At 38.0% G+C, this 22,595-nt stretch carries 23 protein-coding genes; 19 read left to right on the forward strand and 4 right to left on the reverse strand.

Annotation, left to right across the window (positions count from 1 at the left end):
- The first annotated feature begins 254 nt into the window (after positions 1-254).
- From A3I9_RS0105525 to A3I9_RS12990, 8 genes are all read left to right on the forward strand, one after another.
- Positions 255-1,124 carry a MerR family transcriptional regulator gene (locus A3I9_RS0105525; RefSeq protein WP_018378052.1) on the forward strand — a complete coding sequence of 290 codons (870 nt, stop codon included), beginning with the start codon at positions 255-257 and terminating at the stop codon, positions 1,122-1,124.
- Positions 1,125-1,384: 260 nt separating this feature from the next.
- Positions 1,385-1,510: a DUF4044 domain-containing protein gene (locus A3I9_RS13190; protein ID WP_018378053.1), complete on the forward strand. Its 126-nt coding sequence runs from the start codon at positions 1,385-1,387 to the stop codon at positions 1,508-1,510.
- A gap of 89 nt (positions 1,511-1,599) precedes the next feature.
- Complete coding sequence (obgE, locus tag A3I9_RS0105535; protein WP_026217349.1) at positions 1,600-2,916, forward strand: GTPase ObgE; 1,317 nt, start codon at positions 1,600-1,602, stop codon at positions 2,914-2,916.
- Between the two features lie 33 nt (positions 2,917-2,949).
- Positions 2,950-3,114, forward strand: coding sequence for a hypothetical protein (locus tag A3I9_RS13390; protein ID WP_018378055.1), 165 nt, complete (start codon positions 2,950-2,952; stop codon positions 3,112-3,114).
- A 248-nt stretch (positions 3,115-3,362) separates the two neighbouring features.
- Positions 3,363-3,797, forward strand: coding sequence for a hypothetical protein (locus A3I9_RS0105545; protein WP_156809173.1), 435 nt, complete (start codon positions 3,363-3,365; stop codon positions 3,795-3,797).
- Between the two features lie 58 nt (positions 3,798-3,855).
- The gene (locus A3I9_RS0105550) at positions 3,856-4,383 is read left to right on the forward strand and encodes an isoprenylcysteine carboxyl methyltransferase family protein (RefSeq protein WP_018378057.1); all 528 of its coding nucleotides are present in this window, start codon (positions 3,856-3,858) and stop codon (positions 4,381-4,383) included.
- A 139-nt stretch (positions 4,384-4,522) separates the two neighbouring features.
- A complete protein-coding gene (locus A3I9_RS0105555; RefSeq protein WP_018378058.1) occupies positions 4,523-5,218 on the forward strand; it encodes a response regulator transcription factor in 696 nt (231 codons plus the stop codon).
- Positions 5,202-6,839 carry a sensor histidine kinase gene (locus A3I9_RS12990; RefSeq protein WP_018378059.1) on the forward strand — a complete coding sequence of 546 codons (1,638 nt, stop codon included), beginning with the start codon at positions 5,202-5,204 and terminating at the stop codon, positions 6,837-6,839. Before A3I9_RS0105555 ends, A3I9_RS12990 begins: the two co-directional genes overlap by 17 nt.
- A 98-nt stretch (positions 6,840-6,937) precedes the next feature.
- Here A3I9_RS12990 and A3I9_RS0105565 read toward each other — a convergent pair whose 3' ends face one another.
- The 3 genes from A3I9_RS0105565 to A3I9_RS0105580 form a co-directional block, all read right to left on the reverse strand.
- A complete protein-coding gene (locus A3I9_RS0105565; RefSeq protein ID WP_018378060.1) occupies positions 6,938-8,443 on the reverse strand; it encodes an ATP-binding cassette domain-containing protein in 1,506 nt (501 codons plus the stop codon).
- A 480-nt stretch (positions 8,444-8,923) separates the two neighbouring features.
- On the reverse strand, positions 8,924-9,664 hold the full coding sequence (locus tag A3I9_RS0105575; RefSeq protein ID WP_018378062.1) for an amino acid ABC transporter ATP-binding protein: 741 nt from the start codon (positions 9,662-9,664) through the stop codon (positions 8,924-8,926).
- Entirely contained in the window at positions 9,664-11,838 is a 2,175-nt protein-coding gene (locus A3I9_RS0105580; RefSeq protein WP_018378063.1) for an ABC transporter substrate-binding protein/permease, read from the reverse strand. The genes A3I9_RS0105575 and A3I9_RS0105580 overlap by 1 nt, the downstream gene beginning before the upstream one ends.
- Positions 11,839-11,999: 161 nt before the next feature.
- Between A3I9_RS0105580 and A3I9_RS0105585 the strand changes: the two genes are divergently transcribed.
- The 9 genes from A3I9_RS0105585 to A3I9_RS0105625 all read left to right on the forward strand — a co-directional run bounded on the left by A3I9_RS0105585 (position 12,000) and on the right by A3I9_RS0105625 (position 20,779).
- Positions 12,000-12,932: a CPBP family intramembrane glutamic endopeptidase gene (locus A3I9_RS0105585; RefSeq protein WP_018378064.1), complete on the forward strand. Its 933-nt coding sequence runs from the start codon at positions 12,000-12,002 to the stop codon at positions 12,930-12,932.
- A gap of 73 nt (positions 12,933-13,005) precedes the next feature.
- On the forward strand, positions 13,006-14,997 hold the full coding sequence (gene uvrB, locus A3I9_RS0105590) for an excinuclease ABC subunit UvrB (RefSeq protein WP_018378065.1): 1,992 nt from the start codon (positions 13,006-13,008) through the stop codon (positions 14,995-14,997).
- Between the two features lie 11 nt (positions 14,998-15,008).
- The gene (locus A3I9_RS0105595; RefSeq protein WP_018378066.1) at positions 15,009-15,248 is read left to right on the forward strand and encodes a hypothetical protein; all 240 of its coding nucleotides are present in this window, start codon (positions 15,009-15,011) and stop codon (positions 15,246-15,248) included.
- Entirely contained in the window at positions 15,241-15,534 is a 294-nt protein-coding gene (locus tag A3I9_RS0105600; RefSeq protein ID WP_018378067.1) for a hypothetical protein, read from the forward strand. The genes A3I9_RS0105595 and A3I9_RS0105600 overlap by 8 nt, the downstream gene beginning before the upstream one ends.
- 76 nt (positions 15,535-15,610) lie before the next feature.
- Positions 15,611-17,116 carry a sensor histidine kinase gene (locus A3I9_RS0105605; RefSeq protein ID WP_018378068.1) on the forward strand — a complete coding sequence of 502 codons (1,506 nt, stop codon included), beginning with the start codon at positions 15,611-15,613 and terminating at the stop codon, positions 17,114-17,116.
- Complete coding sequence (locus tag A3I9_RS0105610; RefSeq protein WP_018378069.1) at positions 17,088-17,708, forward strand: response regulator; 621 nt, start codon at positions 17,088-17,090, stop codon at positions 17,706-17,708. The genes A3I9_RS0105605 and A3I9_RS0105610 overlap by 29 nt, the downstream gene beginning before the upstream one ends.
- A gap of 155 nt (positions 17,709-17,863) precedes the next feature.
- The gene (locus A3I9_RS0105615; RefSeq protein ID WP_026217351.1) at positions 17,864-18,754 is read left to right on the forward strand and encodes an ABC transporter ATP-binding protein; all 891 of its coding nucleotides are present in this window, start codon (positions 17,864-17,866) and stop codon (positions 18,752-18,754) included.
- Positions 18,738-19,901: an ABC transporter permease gene (locus tag A3I9_RS0105620; RefSeq protein ID WP_018378071.1), complete on the forward strand. Its 1,164-nt coding sequence runs from the start codon at positions 18,738-18,740 to the stop codon at positions 19,899-19,901. The genes A3I9_RS0105615 and A3I9_RS0105620 overlap by 17 nt, the downstream gene beginning before the upstream one ends.
- A gap of 311 nt (positions 19,902-20,212) precedes the next feature.
- Complete coding sequence (locus tag A3I9_RS0105625; protein WP_018378072.1) at positions 20,213-20,779, forward strand: DUF1697 domain-containing protein; 567 nt, start codon at positions 20,213-20,215, stop codon at positions 20,777-20,779.
- Between the two features lie 416 nt (positions 20,780-21,195).
- Here A3I9_RS0105625 and A3I9_RS0105635 read toward each other — a convergent pair whose 3' ends face one another.
- Positions 21,196-21,402: a TetR/AcrR family transcriptional regulator gene (locus tag A3I9_RS0105635; protein WP_169333649.1), complete on the reverse strand. Its 207-nt coding sequence runs from the start codon at positions 21,400-21,402 to the stop codon at positions 21,196-21,198.
- Between the two features lie 303 nt (positions 21,403-21,705).
- On the opposite strand from A3I9_RS0105635, the gene A3I9_RS0105640 reads away from it, so the two are divergent.
- Positions 21,706-21,981 carry a hypothetical protein gene (locus A3I9_RS0105640; protein ID WP_018378075.1) on the forward strand — a complete coding sequence of 92 codons (276 nt, stop codon included), beginning with the start codon at positions 21,706-21,708 and terminating at the stop codon, positions 21,979-21,981.
- Positions 21,982-21,984: 3 nt separating this feature from the next.
- Positions 21,985-22,590, forward strand: coding sequence for a signal peptidase I (lepB, locus tag A3I9_RS0105645; protein WP_018378076.1), 606 nt, complete (start codon positions 21,985-21,987; stop codon positions 22,588-22,590).
- The last annotated feature ends 5 nt before the right edge of the window (positions 22,591-22,595 follow it).

The following is a 22,595-nucleotide window of genomic DNA, read 5'->3' on the forward strand; positions in this document are numbered from 1 at the left end:
AAACGTTCCACTAAGGGTAAAGTTTACGTGTTGTTTTTCACTATAAAAATAATAAAATATAAATTTGATATGTTTTTTACATCAAAATCGACTATAAAAATGAGATAACTTTCCTAAAAGTCGAACAGATATGATCAATTGCCATGCTTTATTCGCTTGAAAATCTCTTGACTTTACTACTATGGAATGGTTTACAATTTTATTATATAATAAATAATCTAAGATTAAAAATATAGATAGAAAAGAGGAGAGGAATGACAGAAGAAGGTTTGTTTCCTATTGGTAAAGCAGCAAGTATGAGTGGAGTGTCTGCCAAGACACTACGATACTATGAGAGTCTTGGTCTAATCCTCCCCAAGTATATTGCCGAGGATACCAATTATCGTTATTATGATAAGGCAACATTGCTTTTGATACCTATGATTAAATACTATCAGCAAATCGGACTTAGTCTCAAACGTATCAAAGACTTAATATCGTTTAATGGCTGTTCAAATCATTACAAGTATCTACGGCAGAGGAGAGATGAGTTAGAGGCGGAGCACAAACAATTATTAGTTTCAATGACTTCAATTGATGACTGGTTACAACTTATTATTGAAGGCGAGATTTGTTTACAAAATAACCTTACTAATAAATATGGACCAAATATTAGTCTTAAATATTATCAAGAAGAGTCTTCTTATTACTGTGTAGAGCAATCTTATCATTATTCTCATAAGGAATCCATTGTTAACCTTGAATGGACAAAATTCTTGGAAGAAAACAAGATGAAAGTATCAGGTCCGGTTATTTTGAAATATGATTCTTATGAGAAAAAAATGGCGGGAAATATCCAATCATCGACCATCCTACAACATGTCTTTCCAGAGTCAAAAGGGTTTGATAGATTTGGTGGTTTTATGGCGTTGAGTTGTTACCATATCGGTTCTTTAGATGATATTAAGGAGACTTATCAAAGCATGATTGCATTTTCAGAAGAAAATGAGTATGAACTTAAAGAAGAATGCTATGAACGTCATGTTATTGATTATTGGGTGACACAAAATGAAGAGGAATTTGTAACAGAAATCATCATTCCTCTGCGACACAAGAGAGAACTTAAAGTCGGGTGTCCGAAGTAAAGTATAATTTATGAATATAATACACTTGAAGATTGCTAAGTACAGTGTGCCAATCTTTGAGTGTATTTTTAAGTGGCTCTTTGTCAACTGTAGTGGGTGACTTATAGCTAAACACGAGAGGAGACAAAATTTTTAAGTTAGCCTGTATTAGCAAAGTCTAGACCGTCTAGACTGTTTCTTTCGAATAAAAAGGAACATAATTGAATTTTTCCTTCTTTCATGCTAAAATAAGTAGAATATGACTTGTTAAAGGAGATACCATGGCATTTGGTGAAGAAAAACATAAAAAAAGCACTTTTGAAAAAATTACGATGGTTGTGATTGTTTTAATGGTGTTGGCAACAATTGCAGGACTTGTATTCCCAGCGATTAGTGCTATTTTGTAAGAAACGCTGATAAGCGTTTTTTTCTAGGAAAGAATTAGAATCAGAAAGGGAGAGCAGAGTCAGTGTGGCCTTGCTTTCATATAGAAAAAATGAGTATGTTTTTAGATACAGCCAAGATTTCAGTTAAGGCTGGTAAGGGTGGCGATGGTATGGTGGCCTTTCGCCGTGAAAAATACGTTCCCAATGGCGGACCATGGGGCGGTGATGGCGGAAAAGGTGGCTCTGTTATCTTTCGTGTAGATGAAGGGTTGCGTACCCTCATGGACTTCCGCTACAATCGTAAATTTAGAGCCAAAGATGGCGAAAAAGGGATGACCAAGGGCATGCACGGCCGTGGAGCGGAAGACTTGGTTGTCCGCGTACCTCAGGGGACGACAGTCCGTGATGCGGAGACAGGTAAAGTTCTTACAGACCTCGTAGAGCATGATCAGGAATTTATCATTGCGCGTGGTGGTCGTGGTGGCCGTGGCAATATTCGATTTGCAACGCCAAAGAATCCAGCTCCTGAAATTTCAGAAAATGGTGAACCAGGTGAAGAGCGTCAGCTCGAATTAGAATTAAAGGTTCTTGCGGATGTCGGTTTGGTTGGATTTCCATCTGTTGGGAAATCAACTCTTCTCAGTGTTATTACAGCTGCCAAGCCAAAAATCGGTGCCTACCATTTTACAACCATCGTGCCAAATCTTGGAATGGTTCGTACCAAATCAGGGGAATCCTTTGCCGTGGCAGACCTACCTGGATTGATTGAAGGCGCTAGTCAGGGGATTGGTTTGGGAACACAATTCCTTCGCCACATCGAGCGGACACGTGTTATCCTTCATGTGATTGATATGTCAGCTAGCGAAGGACGAGACCCTTACGAAGATTATGTAGCGATTAACAATGAGCTAGAAACCTATAATCTTCGTCTGATGGAGCGTCCACAGATTATTGTTGCCAATAAGATGGATATGCCAGAGTCAGAAGACAATTTGAAAGAATTCAAGGAAAAATTGGCTGCTAACTACGATGAGTTTGATGAAATGCCGATGATTTTCCCAATTTCTAGCCTAGCGCATCAAGGGTTAGAAAATCTTTTGGAAGCAACTGCAGAACTTCTTGATAAGACAGATGAGTTCTTATTATATGATGAATCAGATTATCTAGAGGAAGAAGAAGTTTACTATGGCTTTAACGAAGACGAGCCTGCCTTTGATATCTCTCGCGATGACGATGCAAGCTGGATCCTCTCAGGTGAGAAATTGGAAAAACTCTTCATTATGACCAATATGGACCGAGACGAATCTATCATGAAATTTGCTCGGCAATTACGTGGGATGGGGGTTGACGAAGCTCTTCGTGCACGCGGCGCCAAAGACGGTGATATTGTCCGCATCGGAAACTTTGAGTTTGAATTTGTTGACTGATTAGTTGACAGCTAGAGACCTGCGAGGTGTGTTATGGGAGATAAACCAATATCCTTCAAAGATAAAAATGGTAATTTTGTATCTGCTGCTGATGTCTGGAACGCAGAGAAATTGGAAGAGCTCTTTAACAGGCTTAACCCTAATCGCAAATTTCGTCTGGAACGAGAGAGATTAGCAAAAGAAAAAGATGAAAAATGAGAGTTGGACGAAAATCCAGCTCTTTTTATTTGAACTCGGATGTTCATAAAGTGAGGACAAAGCATGTATATGATTGTGAAATTCCTTAAGATTTAATAGTTTTATTAAGATAATATAAAGAATCTAAAGGTTACATTAAGTTCAGAAAAGCTTTTACTTAAACTTTCGAAATCCTATTGTATTTGAAAAAAGAGATTGTAAAATAGAAGAAAGGGAAATAAAAGAAAGAGTGGAGGTAAAATGTGCAAATGCAACGACATATAACATTCGAAGAAGAACAAATCTTTCAAAAAAGCATAGCGAAACTTGTAGCTGTCGCCAGCGTATCGTTCATCTGCATATGCACCGTATTCTCTCCCTTACTGGCACGTGCTCATACAGAAAATGCGATGGTGGTGAATCAGTTTCACCAACTTTCGATAAAAGATGAAGATATAAATGATACGATTCATGTAGAAGTCGTTGAATACCAGCCAGCAGGAATTAACCAAATCAAGATAGCAGATAGTCGTCAAGAAAACCTGGTACCAATTCGAGACAAAACAGTTTGTTATCGACAGAATGCGACCTATTCACAAGAAAAAATAATGTTGACACTCTATTCAATGTTAATTGCGGCGATTGGCGTATTGGGATTGATTTCGATTTTGGCATATTGGTGGAAAAAAGACAACGAAAAATAGATGTCATAACAGAATGGATCATCTATTTTTGGTAAGAAGGTAAGGAAATGAAAGTGAGATGAAGATGATTTTAGTGATTGTGGGTGTGATATTTATCATTCGACTAGTATTTTTAAAAGTTTCTAAACAAAATGAAGCACGCATCTTAGCAGAAGGCGGTACAGAGTACGGGAAGGAAAATACAAAACGGTTAACGATGTTGCATATTCTATTTTATTTAGCTTCTTGTATAGAAGCTGTGCTTGGTCATGTTAGACTAGACATTATTGGTATGGTAGGAGTGGCTTTACTAGTTTTTGCATTAGTGATGCTCTATACAGTGGTACATTTATTAAAAGGAATTTGGACAGTCAAATTGATGATTGCTAAAAAGCATCAGTTTAACAATCATTGGCTCTTTCGGACTATTAAACACCCAAACTATTTCTTGAATATCTTCCCTGAATTACTTGGACTTGCCTTATTATGTCATGCATGGTGGACACTAGTATTTGTTGGCCCCTTGTATGCCTATACATTATTTATTCGTATTCAAGAAGAAAATGAGTTGATTCAAACACTAATTTTACCAAATGGCATCAAATAATAATAGAATTGGTAGTGATATAAAGGCAATGGTAAGCATGTGATAAAGGCTGCTGATAGCTATTTTCTAAACAGATAGAAAATGTTAGAATAAGAGATATGAGAGTAAATAACTAGCAAGATTAGAAAGAAGGAATGATATGTATAGGATTTTAGTTGCTGAGGATGATCATGACATTGTTGATTTACTGAAATTGTATCTCGAAACCTCTTCTTATGAAGTTTTGGTTGCAAATGATGGCGAAGAAGCTTATGATCTTTTCAAAAGTTATAAAATTGATTTAGCCATTCTGGATATCATGATGCCGAAATTAGATGGATATGGCTTGACAAAATTAATCCGTCAAGAAAGTGCTATCCCAATTCTAATTCTTTCTGCTAAGACTGATGATATGGATAAGATTTTGGGATTAAAAATCGGAGCAGATGACTACATTACAAAACCGTTTAATCCGCTTGAAGTTGTAGCACGTGTTCAATCTAATTTGCGTCGATTTTATGATTTAAATAAGAGTGCTAAAAAAACGGTTCCAGTACTATCATTAGGAGAACTCATCTTGAATGTTGATGAAGCAACCCTGTTGAAAAATGGGATGTTTATTCAATTAACTGCAACAGAATTTAAAATTCTTCAAGTGTTCATGAGTTCACCCGGGCAAATCTTTACCAAATTGCAATTATATGAACATATCAATGGCGGTTATGTTGAAGGTGATGATAACTCTATTGTGGTGCACGTATCGAATTTACGGGATAAAATTGAGAAAGACCCTAAAAATCCGCGGTACATTAAAACCTTAAGAGGAATAGGATATAAATTTGAAAAGCAAGACTAAGAAGCGTTGGAGTCTCATTCATCTCCTCCTCAGCCAATTCATCCTTTATCTCATCGTCGTACTTGTTGGGGTTGTCATTTGGGTTTTGATATCTTTTAAGATACTAGATGATATTAGTAGTTTGATACAACCCAGTGAGATGATACGGTTGGAGAAGCCACTGAAAGCAGGAAAATACAAGTCGATTGATTTTCGACCTTACAACATTTATGGAACAACGTATGAGATTGTGTCATATGAGCGAGGACTTGTATATGCTAGTAATCCAGCTACAGCCCAAAAATTTACTTCAGATGAGTTAGACTTAATTTTGCCCTATAATGCAAACTATTATTATACAAGTATGAAGTATACTTCTCCAGAAAGTGGGAAACATCGCTATTTGATTCAAAAAAATACGAACAAGGGAGATCGCTATTTAGTAGGGGTACTGCCAGTTGAATCAGAGGAATTTGCTTACTTGCTGGATGAAAAGATGAATATCATTTCACAAAATCTCTCAAGTGGAAGAAGTCGATTTTCAAAAAGAGATATTCAGATTTTAACCCAGTCATTGCAAGATAAATACCACCTATATAAGTATGACTTTGTAGATAACAAAGGCGAGAAGATGGCATTTGTCATTATGAAGACTTACAATCTGGATTTGGAAGATAAGGCTATTAATGATCATATTTTGATTACAGTTGTCATATTATTGGTAACAGTAATCCTGTTTATGATTTTGTTCATATGGAGATTACACAGAAAAATTTCAAAACCATTAACAGTTCTGAATGAGGCGATTACAAAATTAGTCAATCGTGATGAGGTTGTCGTGTATGAGGATAGTGGTGCACCTCAAGAATTTGCGACGATTTTTAATACATTTAACGAAGTATCCGCTGAATTGTATGAAAGTCAACGTCAAAGACATGAGATTGAAGAGAGTAAAAAGAAGATGCTAGCCAACATCTCACACGATTTACGAACACCTATTACCGTTATTCAAGGCTATTCAAAAGCTCTCTCAGATCAAATGATTGAAGAAGACACACGGGATCGGTATATGCAGATTATCTACCAAAAATCTGTTGTACTGAATGAATTAATTGAATCACTCTATGAGTTTAGTCAGATTCAACATCCAGAATTTACTCTCCAAACAGAGAGACTTGATTTCTGTGAGTATCTACGTCATTACTGGGCACAGCACTATGATGAGTTCATTCTTCAAGAATACGAATTAGACATTGACATCCCTGAAGAACGGTACATGATTGATTTGGATATCGTTAAATTTACGCGTGTATTGGACAATCTATTGAATAATTTTATGCGATACAATCCGCCACATACAACCTTAGCATTCCATTTACAATGTGAGAAACAGTTTGTTAAATTAGAAATAGCAGATGATGGTGTGGAAATCCGTGAAGAAATTGCCGCGACTCTTTTCCAACCATTTGTAACAGGAGTAGAAGCAAGAACTGCTGGAAAGGGAGGCACTGGTTTAGGTCTAGCAATCGTTCAGCAATTTGTTGAAATGCACGGTGGAACAATTACATTGGAAACTAAGAATATTGCCCCTTATACAAAAGCGTTCGTCATTCGGCTTCCTCTGTCATTGTCAGGGATATAACGATTGGCGATGCCCATTTTCTAGATTCAGTTCAGTCCGAATCCTTTCCTACTGATTTTTAACAGATAAGAAAATAAGGCCAGTCATGACCTTATTTTTTATTCCGCTAAATGTAAATGATTGACAGTTAATACATAACGTTTGTGAGCGACTTCTTCGATGAAGAGCTGATCGTGAGAAACGCTGATGATGCAACCGGGATAGTCTTGAAAGAGTTGCCGAACTAGTGGCTGACTGGTTGGGGAGAAATGTCGTGTTGGTTCATCAAGGAGTAAAACATTGTTTCCACTGACGACCATCTTAGCCAAGAAAAGCTTTGCCTTTTGACCACCGGATAAATCGCTCAATGCATGAGTCATTTCGTCTCTGGTGAAGCGAAGACTAGCCAGAAAGGTCCGAGCAGTTTGCTCATTGGTATGCTCTGCTACGAAATCCAGAGCAGAAGGATATCCAATCAGTAATTCCTCATAATGCTGGGGCATGTAGCCAATCGATAAGCCTAGTGATTGTGATAATGCCGCGTTGATGTCTTTGAGCAGACGAGTTTTACCAATACCGTTTCGACCTGTAATGACGATTTTATCTTGTCCACGGATGTCTAAATCAATTTTTTGGCCCGTGGGTAATTCTTTCTTCTCCCATGTTAACACTCTTTTCTGTGGTGGAAGGGGCTCAATTTGGTTGAAAAAGAGATGAATAGCATCCATGTCCTGTGGAATTTCTGTGAAATGTTCTGCTTCCTTGCCATAGCGACGCTCTTGTGACTGAAGGGCACGCATTTTTTTAGCTAGTAGTCGGCCGATGACATCATTTTTAGTAGTTCTTAGTGCATGTTGTACTCGCTGCTGAATCCGCTGATTTTCTTGAACTTTCTTCCCATGTTCTTCCCTTTCTTTTTTGGCGACTTGTAGTTGTCTTTCAAATTGCTCTCGACGTTCGACTTTATAGTTTTCATAGTTCCCGTGGAAATAGCTGGCGCGTGGTTCCTTGCGTTTCTTGAGCAATTCCAAGTGTAAAATAGCAGTAGCTGCGTGAGTCAGCAAAGCTTCATCATGGGAGATGAAGAGGACTGTTTTCTCTGTTTGACGAATGAATTGCTCCAACCATTTGACGGTTTCTAAATCGAGGTCACTAGATGGCTCGTCAAGGAGAATGAGGTCTGGATCTTCTGCCAGAATGTTTAGGAGTTGAATTTTGAGTCGTTCTCCGCCTGATAGACTGGCCAAAGTTTGCTTTCTTTCTTGAAACCCATCAACATCTAGTTGAAACTGCTCTGCCATTTTATAAAAAAGATTGAAGTCAAAAAGGGTGTAATCAATGTCGGAGTAGAGGAAGTCTTGGACAGTTTGGGCGAGTTGTGCCGCAGTCAATCTCTGTGGTAAATAAGCTGTCTGGTGGAACTGATTGATGATCTGCCCTTCGATACTTACATATTGAGCTATTTCTTCAGGTAATACGATGCTTTTGAGAAGTGTAGATTTTCCAGTACCTTCTTCACCGATAATGGCTACCTTATCACCAGGATTAATGACAAGGTTCAGGTCGTGGATGAGTTCCTGTAAATCTTTTTGGTGTGTTATCGTTAGGTGTTCGAATTTTAGCATAGAACCTCCTTTGATTAATAATGGCGTTAACGATTCCCGCGATTATGGTTAGGGATCACTTTTATGTGCTGTCTGGTAGGGTTAGAGCAGGTTATTTTACTGAAAATCTGCGTTTGTTGTATGCTATGCGGTTTGATTTTTACTTTAAAGCTTACCAATTTTGTCATCTTCTTTTCCTTTCTTGCCCATATAAAAAATCCCCTACTTTACCAAGCAGGGAATTTGTTTGCTACTTCAAAAAGACCGCACCATAGAGGGGCAAGTAGGAGATGAGCGCACACTAAAAAACCACAACTTGATAAAGTATCAACGTTTTTGTTTTTTAGTTGATCATGGCTCCTTTACCTCCGAATGTATTTCTGAAATTATTGTAGCATGTTTTGAAAACGATGTCAAAAATGGAGGGGTGAGTGAGGAGGAATATTCTTTATCATATGGAGTCAATAAAATAGAGTTCTGATTGCAGAACTCTATTTTATGTTATACATTCAAGACTTTATCCAAGAACTCAATTAAACGTGGATGTTTTGGATGGTCAAAGATTTCTTCAGGTGTGCCGTCTTCAAGGAATTCGCCGCCATCGGTAAAGATGACACGGTTGGCAACCTTGCGAGCAAAGCCCATCTCGTGTGTAACAATGAGCATGGTCATACCTTGCTCAGCCAAGTCTTTCATAACGTTCAATACATCACCGACCATTTCAGGGTCAAGGGCGGAAGTTGGCTCATCAAAGAGCATAATATCCGGGTTCATTGCAAGGGAGCGTGCAATGGCAACCCGTTGTTTTTGTCCACCAGAGAGGCTATTTGGCATAGCATCTGCTTTATCGGACAACCCCACCTTTTCAAGAAGTTCGCGGGCGTGTTTTTCAGCAGATTCCTTGCTTTCCTTACCCAGTTCGACAGGGGCGAAAGTGATATTATCTAAAACGGTCATATGAGGAAAGAGGTTGAAATGCTGAAAGACCATTCCGATGTTTTCGCGTGCCTTGTCCACATTGGTATTTTTATCAGATAGTTCAAAGCCATCTACGACGACCTTGCCACTGGTAATGGTTTCTAAGAGGTTAAGTGTACGTAGGAAGGTGGATTTGCCAGAGCCAGAAGGACCAATGATACAAACAACATCGCCTTCATAGAATTTGGCATCAATCCCTTTCAAGACCTTGTTTTCTCCATAAGCCTTGTGTAAATCTTGTACGTCAATTTTTAATTCAGCCATTAGTTATGCCTCTTTTCTAGTCGTTTTGCCAAACGGGTCAATAGTGTAATCATGACAAGATAGATCACTGCCAGAATAGCATACATACGGAAAGATTGGTAGTTACGGGCAATAATAATTTTCCCTGTTTGGAAGAGTTCAACCAAACCGATTGCAGAAACGATAGTCGTATCTTTCAATGAAATAACAAATTGGTTGATGAAGTTTGGAAGCATGAGCTTGATGGCTTGTGGTAGAATGACCTTTTGCATGGTCTTACCATAAGGCAAACCTAGACTACGGCTAGCTTCCATTTGCCCAACTGGGACAGCCTCAATTCCTCCTCGGACAATTTCGGCAATATAAGCGCCACCGTTGAGGGAAAGGGCAATCGTAGCAGCTACAAAGTCATTAATCGGACTTTGGTTTCCAGTCATGGATTCAATCAAGTTTGGAATTCCCCAGAAGATAAAGGCTGCTACAATCATGAGCGGGATACCTCTCACAACGTCCACAAAGATGGAAGCGATAGTGCGCAAGACGCCACTTGGTGATACACTCATCATCCCAAAGATGACTCCGATTACCATCGCAATGGCAAAGGAAATTAAAGTGAGACTAAGGGTTGTTCCTAAACCAGATAGTAATTGTTTGTAGTTGTTTGAAAGGAGCCCAGAAATAGTCGTTTCATCGACCGTCTTAGATGAGTCGGTGGCCTTGCCATCTCCCAGGTATTTTGCTAGGATTTCATCGTATTTTCCTGATTTTCTCAGAGCAGCCAGTCCATTGTTAAACATAGCAATCAATTCTGGGTTGCTCCCTTTTTTCACAGCAAAGCCATAATCTCCAGAGGGTTCCCCATCAATCGGTGTTGTAAATTTGCGGCCTTGTTGGATAGCGTATTTCAGAATGGCTTCGTCATCCATGATAGCGTCAACAGAGCCAGCATTCAAACTGTCATACATCGAAGAAGCTTCGTCAAAAGCTTTGAGTGTGTAGCCATATTCATTGGCGTGTTCTTCTAAGAAGCTATAAGAAGCAGTACCGTTTTTTGCACCGACTGTCATGCCTTTTAAATCTTTATAAGCTTTGACAATGCTTCCTTCTTTGACAGCTAAAATAATATTTGAAGTGTAGTAGGAGTCTGAGAAATCAAAGATTTCTTTGCGGGCGTCTGTGATAGACATACCTGCGATGACAGCATCAGCCTGACCTGCTTGAACTGCGTTCAAGGCAGCATCAAATCCAGGGTTTGACAATTCAAGGGTAAAGCCTTGTTGCTCTGCGATTGCTTTAATCAAGTCAACATCAATACCGACGTATTCTCCGTTATCGCTTTGGTATTCAAATGGAGCAAATGAAGAGTCCATGACAACTTTGTAGCTCTTTTTAACAGGTGTCGCTTTGGCTGAAGCATCTCCTGTAGCCTTGCTAGCTGTACTGGTTTCAGCACCAAGCCACTTGGCCATAATTTGAGCATAGGTGCCATCTTTTTTCATGTCAGCTAAGGCTGTATTGAAATCTTCAACAAGGCCTTCATACTGACTTCCCTTTTTGACCGCAAATCCGAAACTTCCGACGGCTTCACCATCCATATTAATGGCGTATTCTTTTCCTTGTTTGATGGCATATTGGACAACAGGTTGGTCATCCATTGCAGCTTCAATGGAACCAGCATCTAGGCTATTATTCATCAAATCGCTTGTATCAAATGATTTGATAGTATAGCCGTACTTGTCTTTGTTATCTTCTAAAAAGGATTGAGCAATGGTGCCGTTTTTAACACCAACTGTTTTCCCTTTTAATGCTTTGTATTCACTAATCTTGGCATCAGCGCGTGTATACAGGACAATTTTTGTGTCATAGTAAGGATCTGAAAAGGTAAAAACTTTTTGGCGGGCATTTGTAATCGTCGTGCCAGCCATAAGGGCATCTGCTTGACCAGATTGAACGGCATTGACAGCCGCATCAAAACCTGGATAGGTCATATCAAGGTCCCAACCGGAACGTTTTGCCACTTCTGTGATGATATCGACATCAATTCCTTTGTAAATCTGGTCAGAATCTTTGAATTCGAATGGGGCATAGGCAGTGTCAGAAACAACCTGAATCGTATCTGCAGAAGCAACCCCACCAATGTAGATAGGGAGCAGTGATACGACACTTGCTAATAAAATGAGTAATGTTTTCTTCATATTCTAGCTCCTTTTTAAATATGACTAAAAGTATAGCATAAAGTCAGAAAATTTGCAAACTTCTGATGTAAGAAAATCTAACATCGATTTAAAGGTCGTAAGAAACTTGAAAAAGAAGTTGAATTTCGATACAATAGAATAATAGGAAAGGAGGCGGCTGGATGACAGAAAAGCGCATGCTAAAAAGTGTAAAAGTACCAGAAAGCAAAGGATTGAGAGGACTATATGCCTTATTGGCAATTGTCGGAGTGCAGTTGTTCTTAGTTATTGGTTCTGCTCTTGGTGAGTCGCTATTAGGAGGAATGATTGCCTTACTACCTGGGGAGTGGCTGCAAACCCTTTTGTTTACCATTGATCCTATCTTGTTGTCCTTAGTAGTTTTCCTGGTGCCGAGTACACTGGTTTGTCTTTGGGTTGGCTTTGTAGAAAAAAGACCGGTATCTGGCTTAGGCTTCTTTAAGAAGAGGGCTATCTTTGAGTTGCTGAAGGGGTTTTTCATTGGAGTGCTATTGATTGGTACAGTAGTTGGTCTGCAAGTGCTGAGTGGGAGTATTGAGCTTACTCGATTGGATTTTTCTGTTGCAAACCTGATGAGCTTGATTTTGATCCTCCCTTTTTGGTTCATTCAAAGCGGAACGGAAGAATTAATAACACGTGGTTGGCTTTTCCCAGTTGTCTCTCGTAATAGTAATCTTTTGGTTGGGACAGCGGTTTCTAGTCTCTTATTTGCAGTGCTTCATTTAGCAAATCCCTCTGTCTCATGGATTTCACTCTTGAATATCGCACTTTTTGGACTGCTAGCCTGTCTATATGTTCTTAAAACGGACAATATTTGGGGGATTGCTGCTATCCATACTGCCTGGAATTATTTCCAAGGAAGTTTCTTTGGATTGAATGTGAGTGGAATTTCTACAAGCTATGCAACGATGAGTTTTCAAATAGGTGCAGTACCTGATTATTTATCAGGAGGCAACTTTGGTCCAGAGGGAAGTTTGATTGCCTCCGCTGTCTTGCTTGCTTTTATTCTGTATTTAAGTTGGTCTCTGTTTGGAAAGAAGGAATCTAGCACTTATTCGATTGAGAATAAAAACTAAAAAGATTGGCATGGCCAATCTTTTTTCATTCTGTGATAGAATATAATAGAAGAAATGAGGAGAATAGAATCATATGATTGATAGAAGAGAAGATAATCAGTTTGAATTGGTGTCAAAATACGAACCATCTGGAGATCAGCCGCAGGCCATTGAGCAGCTAGTGGACAATATTGAAGGTGGTGAAAAAGCACAAATCCTCATGGGGGCAACAGGGACTGGTAAGACCTATACCATGAGTCAGGTCATTGCTAAGGTTAACAAACCAACCCTTGTCATTGCCCACAACAAGACCCTTGCAGGACAGCTTTATGGGGAGTTCAAGGAATTTTTCCCCAATAATGCAGTGGAATACTTTGTGTCCTACTATGATTATTATCAGCCAGAGGCTTATGTACCATCATCTGATACCTATATCGAAAAAGATAGTTCGGTAAATGATGAGATTGATAAACTCCGCCATTCAGCGACGTCTTCACTCTTAGAGCGCAATGATGTCATCGTAGTAGCATCTGTCTCTTGCATTTACGGTTTGGGGTCTCCAAAAGAATACGCAGATTCAGCCGTTAGTTTGCGTCCTGGTCAGGAGATTTCAAGGGACAAACTGTTGAACCAACTGGTGGATATTCAGTTTGAACGGAACGACATTGATTTCCAGCGTGGGCGTTTTCGCGTGCGTGGCGATGTGGTGGAAATTTTCCCTGCTTCTCGTGACGAACATGCCTTTCGTGTTGAATTTTTTGGTGATGAGATTGACCGCATTCAGGAAATCGAAAGTTTGACAGGGCGTCCAATGGGTGAGGTGGAACATTTGGTGCTTTTTCCTGCCACCCACTTCATGACCAATGAGGAACATATGGAAGTGGCCATTGCCAAAATCCAAGCTGAAATGGAAGAACAACTCAAATTCTTTGAAGCAGAGGGCAAACTCTTAGAAGCACAGCGATTGAAACAACGGACAGAATACGATGTGGAAATGCTCCGTGAAATGGGCTACACCAACGGTGTCGAAAACTATTCCCGCCACATGGATGGCCGTTCGGAAGGAGAGCCACCCTATACACTTCTTGATTTCTTCCCAGAGGATTTCCTCATCATGATCGACGAGAGTCACATGACCATGGGGCAGATTAAGGGCATGTACAATGGCGACCGCTCTCGCAAGCAGATGCTGGTGGATTACGGGTTCCGCTTACCGTCAGCCTTGGATAACAGACCGCTGCGCCGAGAAGAATTTGAAAGTCATGTGCATCAGATTGTCTATGTGTCAGCGACCCCTGGGGATTATGAGATGGAGCAGACAGACACGGTAATTGAACAGATTATTCGTCCGACAGGTCTTCTTGATCCAGAAGTAGAAGTTCGTCCGACTATGGGACAAATGGATGACCTTTTGGGGGAAATCAATAGCAGAACTGAAAAAGGCGAGCGTGTCTTTGTTACCACTTTGACTAAGAAGATGGCAGAGGATTTGACCGATTACCTCAAGGAAATGGGTGTCAAGGTCAAGTACATGCACTCGGATATTAAAACTTTAGAGCGGACAGAAATTATTCGTGACCTCCGCCTCGGTGTCTTCGATGTGCTGATTGGAATTAACCTGCTCCGTGAGGGGATTGATGTACCAGAAGTGAGCTTGGTTGCCATTCTTGATGCGGACAAGGAAGGCTTCCTCCGCAATGAGCGTGGACTGATTCAGACTATTGGTCGTGCCGCGCGTAACAGCGAAGGGCATGTGATTATGTACGCTGACAAGATTACCGAATCAATGCAACGGGCTATGGATGAAACCGCACGCCGTCGTGAGATTCAGATGGCTTATAATGAAGAGCACGGCATTGTCCCACAAACTATCAAGAAAGACATCCGTGACCTCATTGCTATCAGTAAAGTGACAGAAACAGACGTGGCAGAAGAGACTGTGGACTATTCAGCCATGAACAAAAAAGAGCGCCAAGACGCCATCAAGAAACTTCAAAAACAAATGCAGGAAGCAGCAGAGTTGCTTGACTTTGAATTGGCAGCTCAAATCCGTGATGTGGTGCTAGAGCTGAAAGCGATGGATTAGGGAAGGAAAATATGGCATTTTTATTAAATTTTCAATCACCAAAAACCCTTGATGATTTATTAGATAGATGGGAATATGATGGATTGACCAACATTGATCATATTCTTCATTTTGAAGATACGATTGGACAGTGGACGGTTGATAAATACGCTAAGATTGGAGAGAAAATTTTCTTTTCTTGTGCTAGGACCTCAATTGATCATATGAATCGATTACTCAGTGAAATTGAAGAGACAGATTTTTTTGTTTGATGATGATTTTATTGCATTTTCCCGTGAGAAAAAAGAGTTGTATCGGAAATATGCTGGTCACATTGTAGCTATTGGAAAAGTTGGTAGTGTACCATTTGAATCTGATTCAAATTACGCTAATCCTGCTTGGGAAAGTAGGTGGTATGCAGATATTGTTGATTTTCAAGTGTTAGCAACACCAATACCATTTTCTGCATTTACACATTTCATTCAAATTAGCCGAACGGGTTCTCGGACAAAATTGACCGATGCACAATGTCAGACTTTGATGGCATTAGTGGAATGAGAAGAATAGCTTGTCTTGGTATGAGGATTTTCTAGATATGAAAGAAACTTTGATTTAATATAGACTGAGGAGATATATGTACAATCATCGCTTTGGTAGATTCGTGTTAGAAGGCATTTATGTGTTCATTATGGTGGCTATTTTTGCTCTAACACTATTTGGAAAGTTACATTTTGAGCATTTTTTTGCAATCTTTTTGTTTAATGTCCTGTCTATCCAACTATTATGGATGTCTGAAACTAAGATTGAGACTCCTCTGTTACTCAATTTTCAAGTAGTCAGTCTGATATTATCGTTTGTTTTATTGATTTATTTTCAGGATGTAGATGATTATTTTGCGCATATGTTGTTAATCATTGCCAATCTCCTTATATTTGTGAATTGGCATAGTATATTAGACAATAAGAAGTATCAAGCGCATAAGGTGCTGATATGGACTGGTTTATGTTTGTCATTTTTGATAGGTTCTGTTCTTTTCTTCTTTGGTGAGAGAATTCTTGAAATCTATTTAGCTGTATCTGTACTCGTCATGATGTTACTGCCGATAGGGCATGTCTTAGTGAATTATAAACGAATCATCAATTATATGGAGTATAAGAAGAATATCCTTATATTTCTAACGATGTTATGGATTGTATTCGTTGTGGTTTATTATAAATTAGGAGTAATGGATGGAACTTATTCGCCGTTAAACTTATTTATCATCTTTAGTATGATTCACTACAGTGTTCAAAATCTTTTTTTGACCTATTATTCAAACATAAAAGAGCTGGTAAAAGAAAGTTTTGTGTGGTTAACAATTGCTGCAATCATTCTACTTATCGGACGATTTTATCTTATTGGTCTAGTGATGTTGTTTGGGTTAAATGGATATGTATTTACTAAAATGAATCATTATTTTGGATTAGTACACCAGCAAATAAGTAAACATGAATTCCAAAGAAGAGTGGAACAGTTGAAAAATGAATCACAATTCCAGTCAGAAATAGCTAATGATTTTCATGATTCAGTGTTACAAGACATCATCTATCTAAAAAAGAAATTTGATGCTGAGAATGTTCCACATCAAGAAGCTTCAGAAATGCTCTCTCAGATCATTTTATCAATTCGAGAAAAAATGGCCACGCTTTCTCCTAAAATGTATTTAGATAAGACATTCTCTGAAAACATCAGTCTAACGATTGAAGAGATTCAAAACAGGTACCAAGAGAATCCTGTACTATTAGATATATTTTGTGATGAAAGACTATATCTTGAATCTCCCTATGACGAAATAGTGTTGAGAATCGTGAAAGAATTGGTGAATAATATCTATAAACACTCTCAATCAACATTTGCTGAAATAAGAATCATCAAGGAAGAAAATGAAGTGCATATCGAAGCCTATAATGACGAAGGCACATTAGACGAAAAGGCTTTGTATAACAATCGCGTTTTTTCAGGTTTAGCTCAGATATACCGAATAGTTGATTTGTTAAATGGGGAATTTCTAATACCACAGGATGATGGTGTACGGATCATTATTCGTATTCCGATTGAAGGAGGGATTGTCATTGAACATTCTATTAATCGAAGATCATAAACTATTATCGACGAGTCTGAAGAATGAGTTGTTAAAATATCCTGATATAGAAGAAGTTGCTGTGATTGATTCTCCCATTTCCGAATTGAATCTATTCAACCTAATTGAAAAAAATGATTTTGATATTCTATTGCTGGATATTAATATTAAACGGATTAGTGACAGTGATGGGCTCATATTGGGTCAGAAAATCTTAAAAATAAAACCAGAAGCAAGACTTCTATTTCTGACGGGATATGATTATTATGCTTTTGAAAAAGAAGCTAAAAATATGGGAGCGTTCGGTTTTTTAAATAAAGAAATCGAAACAGAAACGTTGCATCAAAAATTACAAGAAGTTCTACTCGGAAATAAACTCTTTAAAATTCAAGAAGATAAATTAACGGATTTAACACCAAAAGAATTAGAGATTGTTACCCTTTATGCCCAAGGCTACTCAAGGAATGAAGTGGCTCAAAAGCTGTTCATTTCCTTAAGAACACTTGCTAATCACCTCAATAAGATTTATGAAAAACTAGATGTTAAGAATTACCAAGAAATGATTCGAAAGGCAACGCATCTTGGCTACATAAAAGAAAATATTTTAGAATAAACGTGCACAAAAGTACCACGTATTTTATTTCAAAAAGCTGTAAGCTAGATGTGAGCAAAATACTTGGTCAGTTAATTGTCAAAAAAAGCCATCCTATTTTGCAGGATGGCTTTTTAGGTGTTTTAAAATTGAAAAAACTAGAAAGAGAGGCGGTTATGAGTCTTGAATTAAAAAATATCACTAAACAATACGGTTCTCAAATTGTGGTGAATCATCAAAGTTTTGTATTTGAAAATGGTGTCTATGGCTTGCTTGGTGTCAATGGTGCTGGAAAAACCACACTAATGAATATGATCTGTACCCTAACTTCTCCAAGTGAGGGAAGGATTTGCTATAAAGGGAATAATATCCAAGAAATGGGAGAAGAATACAGAAGTAAGCTAGGTTATCTCCCACAAGATTTTGGCTATTATCCGGATTTAACGGTTTGGGATTACTTATTCTCGGTCTCCTTGATGAAGGGTTTGCAGGTTTCGGAAGCTACAAAACGAATTGGCGAGTTATTAGAGCAAGTTGGCATGAATGAAAAAAGAAATGTGAAAATGAGAAAATTGTCCGGGGGCATGTTGAGACGGGTAGGCATTGCCCAAGCCTTGTTGAATAATCCAAAAATCTTGATTCTAGATGAGCCAACAGCTGGTTTAGATCCGAGTGAACGGATTCGATTTAGAAATATTATTAGCGAGATAGCAATGGATAAAATTGTGATTCTGTCTACTCATATTGTGTCAGATATCGAATTCATAGCGAAACAAATTGTCTTGATGAATAAGGGAGAGTTCTGTTTAACAGGAACATTGGAAGAAATCCTATCCAGTGTTGATACACAAGTATGGACGTGTAAGATTTCAAATATAGAATTAGAAAAATATTTAACTCAGTATTTAGTTGCCAATGTCAAAACAATTGTGAATGGAGTAGAAGTTCGGATCTTATCAGATACCTGCCCTATTCCAGGAGCGGTACAAGAACAGTTGACATTGGAAGATGCCTTTTTATATTATTTCGGACGGGAAGTGAGGAATGCACATGCTGACATTCTATGAGATGAAGAAAGTTCTATCAAAACGAGTCACTCAAATAGCCATTCTGATAGCAATTGGACTAGCCTTTGTTTTTAGTTTATTTGCTATTGGCAGTTTTCAATATGAAGATACGGACAATCATCTGATAAAAGGGATTTCTGCACCACGAATGTTGGTGGAGACTAAAAACCAATGGCGTGGGGAATTGTCACCTGATAGGATTGTGGAGCTAATTCAAGCAAAACAAAATGGTGATTGGCAATCAACAAGTGATATTCTCTTTGCGCTGAATGAAATGTTAGTTGGAGAAGCAAAGGATAATGAGTCTTATGATTATGAAGCAATCTTGACAGCTGATTCGGAAAGCCTCCAATCATTTTATGACTATTATAAAGAAAATTTGAAAAAAGAAGTTGAGGAGGTGGGGAAGACTCCGGAGCAAAGAAGGTTTCTGATGAAAGAGTATAAAAAAATTCGCTCCCCTTTTTACTATGAAGCAGCTGATGCGTGGGACACCATGCTCCTCTATGCAACAACTTTTAGTCTAGTTTTAATCATGATCATCAGTCTTATTACAGCTGGAATTTTCTCTGATGAATTTCGTTATCATACGTCTGCCATACTTTTTTCGACTAAATATGGAAGAAGTAAAGTTATAAAAAGTAAGATTTACGCTGGTTTAGCAATCACGACATTTGTATATGTGATAGGTATGGGATTATTGTCATTTATTTGTTTTAGTGTGATGGGAATCAGTGGCATCTTAACAGCCTATCAATTCTATCAACCCTACTCTATTTATTCTCTGACATTTGGAGAACTTTACGGTGTGATTTTAATTTGTGGCTATATTGCTAGTTTATTATCAGCTAGCCTGTCTATGTTTGTCGCTGCTAAAACAAGAATGACAAGTATTGCTATTGTAGCTCCTTTTATTCTATTTTTTGTTTCTCCTTTTATTGGTAGGGTGCTTCCTTTTAAGAGTTTCTTCAGTTTAACGCCAGATCAGTTAACCAATATCATGAATAGCGTACGGATTCCTTATATTTATCAAATTGGAAGTGTTGTATTTAAGCAGATACCATTTCTTGTTCTGTTTTATACTTTATTATCAATTGCAATATTACCTTTTTTGTATTATAGTTTTCGACAGACAAAAGTGGAATAGTATAATATGTTATTAGTAAGTTGTACGGTAATCTGTGTATATATTCAGATATCAATTATTGATACTGAGATATTAAATAGTAGATAGAAAAATGAATAGATTGATTTACTGATATAAATGGGAAATTCCATCAATGGTTGTTGCTATGAATTGCTTTAGATAAAATAAATGTTAGTTAACATTTAGCTTTTATTAATGATTTAGAAGAAATCAAAGTTCGATTAAGTAAAAAATCATAGACAATACTAGTATATGGTAAAATGAAATTAACGATATCTTTTTAAATATCAGTAACATAAAATGAGAAAAGAATGAATATGAAAATTTACCTTCTCCTACTTCGTGGCATCAATCTTGGCAATGACAATAAGGTCAGTATGCCTATTTTAAGAGAGCAGTTAGAGACTATTGGATTAGAAGAGGTTTCTTCCTATATCAGTACTGGTAATCTTTTTTTCAGTTCCAATTGCTTGTATGATGATTTGGTCAGTCAGATTGCGACTCTTTTATCTAGTTATTATGACTTTGCGATTCCCTTTACCCTAATAAACATGGAGGAATTACTGGAAGAAGGACAAAATCTACCTGACTGGTGGCAGGATGAAACCGCTTATCGGAGAGATGCTCTCTTTTATTTACCGCCTATTACTAAAGAAGTAGTAGCAAACTTAATATCGACTTGGCCGTTGACAGAGGGGGAAAACTATCATCTAGGAGACAAAGCACTCTATTGGTTAGCTCCCACTAAGGAAGAATATCGTAAGACGGCTCATGCGAAGAAAATCATGGCGAAACCTTTTAATCAGATGGTGACCCTGCGTAATGCCAATACGACAATGACATTGATTGACCTAATGAGGGAAAAGATTAAAAAATAGCTAAAAGGAGTTGACTTTATCCGTTCAACTCCTTTTTGGTTTATGAAATGGTATCTTGGTTACTGATTGATATTGGAATGTAAGAGGGCTACCAAGTCACTTGCGATGACTTCAGGTGGTGGTGGCGGTGTCTGTTGAAGTGCAGACTCGATCACAGTGAAACAACCCCCTATCAAAAATTTGATTAGGTAAAAATTTTCACTATTATAGTGTGAAAAACGTTCAGATCCACGCAACTGTTCGACAATTAACAGTTCATTGTTCTTGAAATTTTCCAGTAATAAGTATAGAATATTATTCTTACTAAGAAGTATCAAATGATGAACTTCTTGATAGAAATAATCTAAACAAGAAATGAGTACATCATAAAGAGATGTTTCTTTTACAATGAGTTTTAGTTGTTTATAAAAACCATCTCACAAGGATTCAAGGTAATCTTCTACAATCGCTTGTTTATTGGAATAGTGACGGTAGAAAGTCCGCCTAGAGATTTGCGATTCATCTAAAATCATCGCAATAGTAAGATGTTGATAGGATTCTTGTTCTAATAGAATAAAAAACGCTTTCTGTATTTGATTTTTTGAGTAGAGTCGTTTATTTTCTTTTTTATCTAATCTCATCATTTCACCTTTCAGTGGTAAAAAATATATTGAAAATGCCCTAAAAAACATTTCTTAACATGATCGCTTTTTCAAATTGATAAGTCAAGAAATTATGTAGAAAGTGTAAAAATTAGACAATCTAGCATTTTTTTGTCTATTTTTCAATTGTAATATCACTATTTAATGATATTTGAAAAGTAAGATTGTACTCAAATCTGAAACTTTTTTGCAAATAAGTATCTTTTTCTAGTTATATATTGATTTGCTTAAAAAGATGTGCTAACATAAAATGTGAAAAGGAAAAAATAGAGTAAAAAATTAAGTATGGAACAAAAAGATTTACGAAAATTACGACGGTCAGACTTGTTTAGTTTGCTAGTTTCTCAAGCAGAAGAGATTGAACGATTAGAGCAAAAAGTGACGGACCTGCAAGCACAAGTGGACGAGAAAGAGATTTTGATACGAGAAGCTGGTTCAATTGCTGAAGCTGCCTTACAAGTACAACATATTTTCGAGGCGGCCCAGCGAGCGGCCGATTTATATGTTGAGAATGTCAAACGATTGACTGACGCTGAGAAAGAAACAGAAGAGAAGGAATAAAGATTGTTTAAGATTCAAAAGAGTGAGATAAGTCTCCATGACTTACCACCAGCATCTGTTTTAGCAGAGGAGCTGAAGTTGGTACAGCATAAGGAACGCTATCGAAGGACCTTAAAAAGTACAGTCTCCACCTTGATTACTGTAGCCGCAGTTGCAGTGCTAATTGCGACGATATGGCTTCCTGTTTTACAAATATATGGAAACTCGATGAGCCCGACGCTAGAGGCCGGTGATATGGTTGTTTCTGTCAGTGCAGGAAAATTGAAAGCAGGAGATATGATAGCTTTTTATTACAATAATAAGGTTCTAGTAAAACGTGTGATTGCAACATCCGGCCAATGGGTTGATATTAAAAAAGATGGCACGGTTTACATTGATGGCGAAGAGTTAGATGAGCCTTATCTAGATGAAGAAGCAAAAGCGTTAGGTGATACCAATATTGAATTACCCTATCAGGTTCCAGATGGTAAGATATTTGTAATGGGGGACCATAGAAGTGTGTCTGTCGATTCTCGAAATACTGCAGTTGGTCCAATAAGTGAAGAGCAGTATGTTGGAAAATTGACATTTCGTATTTGGCCTTTCCCAAAAATGGGATGGGTAAAATAGCTATT

The organism is Streptococcus ovis DSM 16829, from assembly GCF_000380125.1.
Lineage (GTDB): Bacteria > Bacillota > Bacilli > Lactobacillales > Streptococcaceae > Streptococcus > Streptococcus ovis.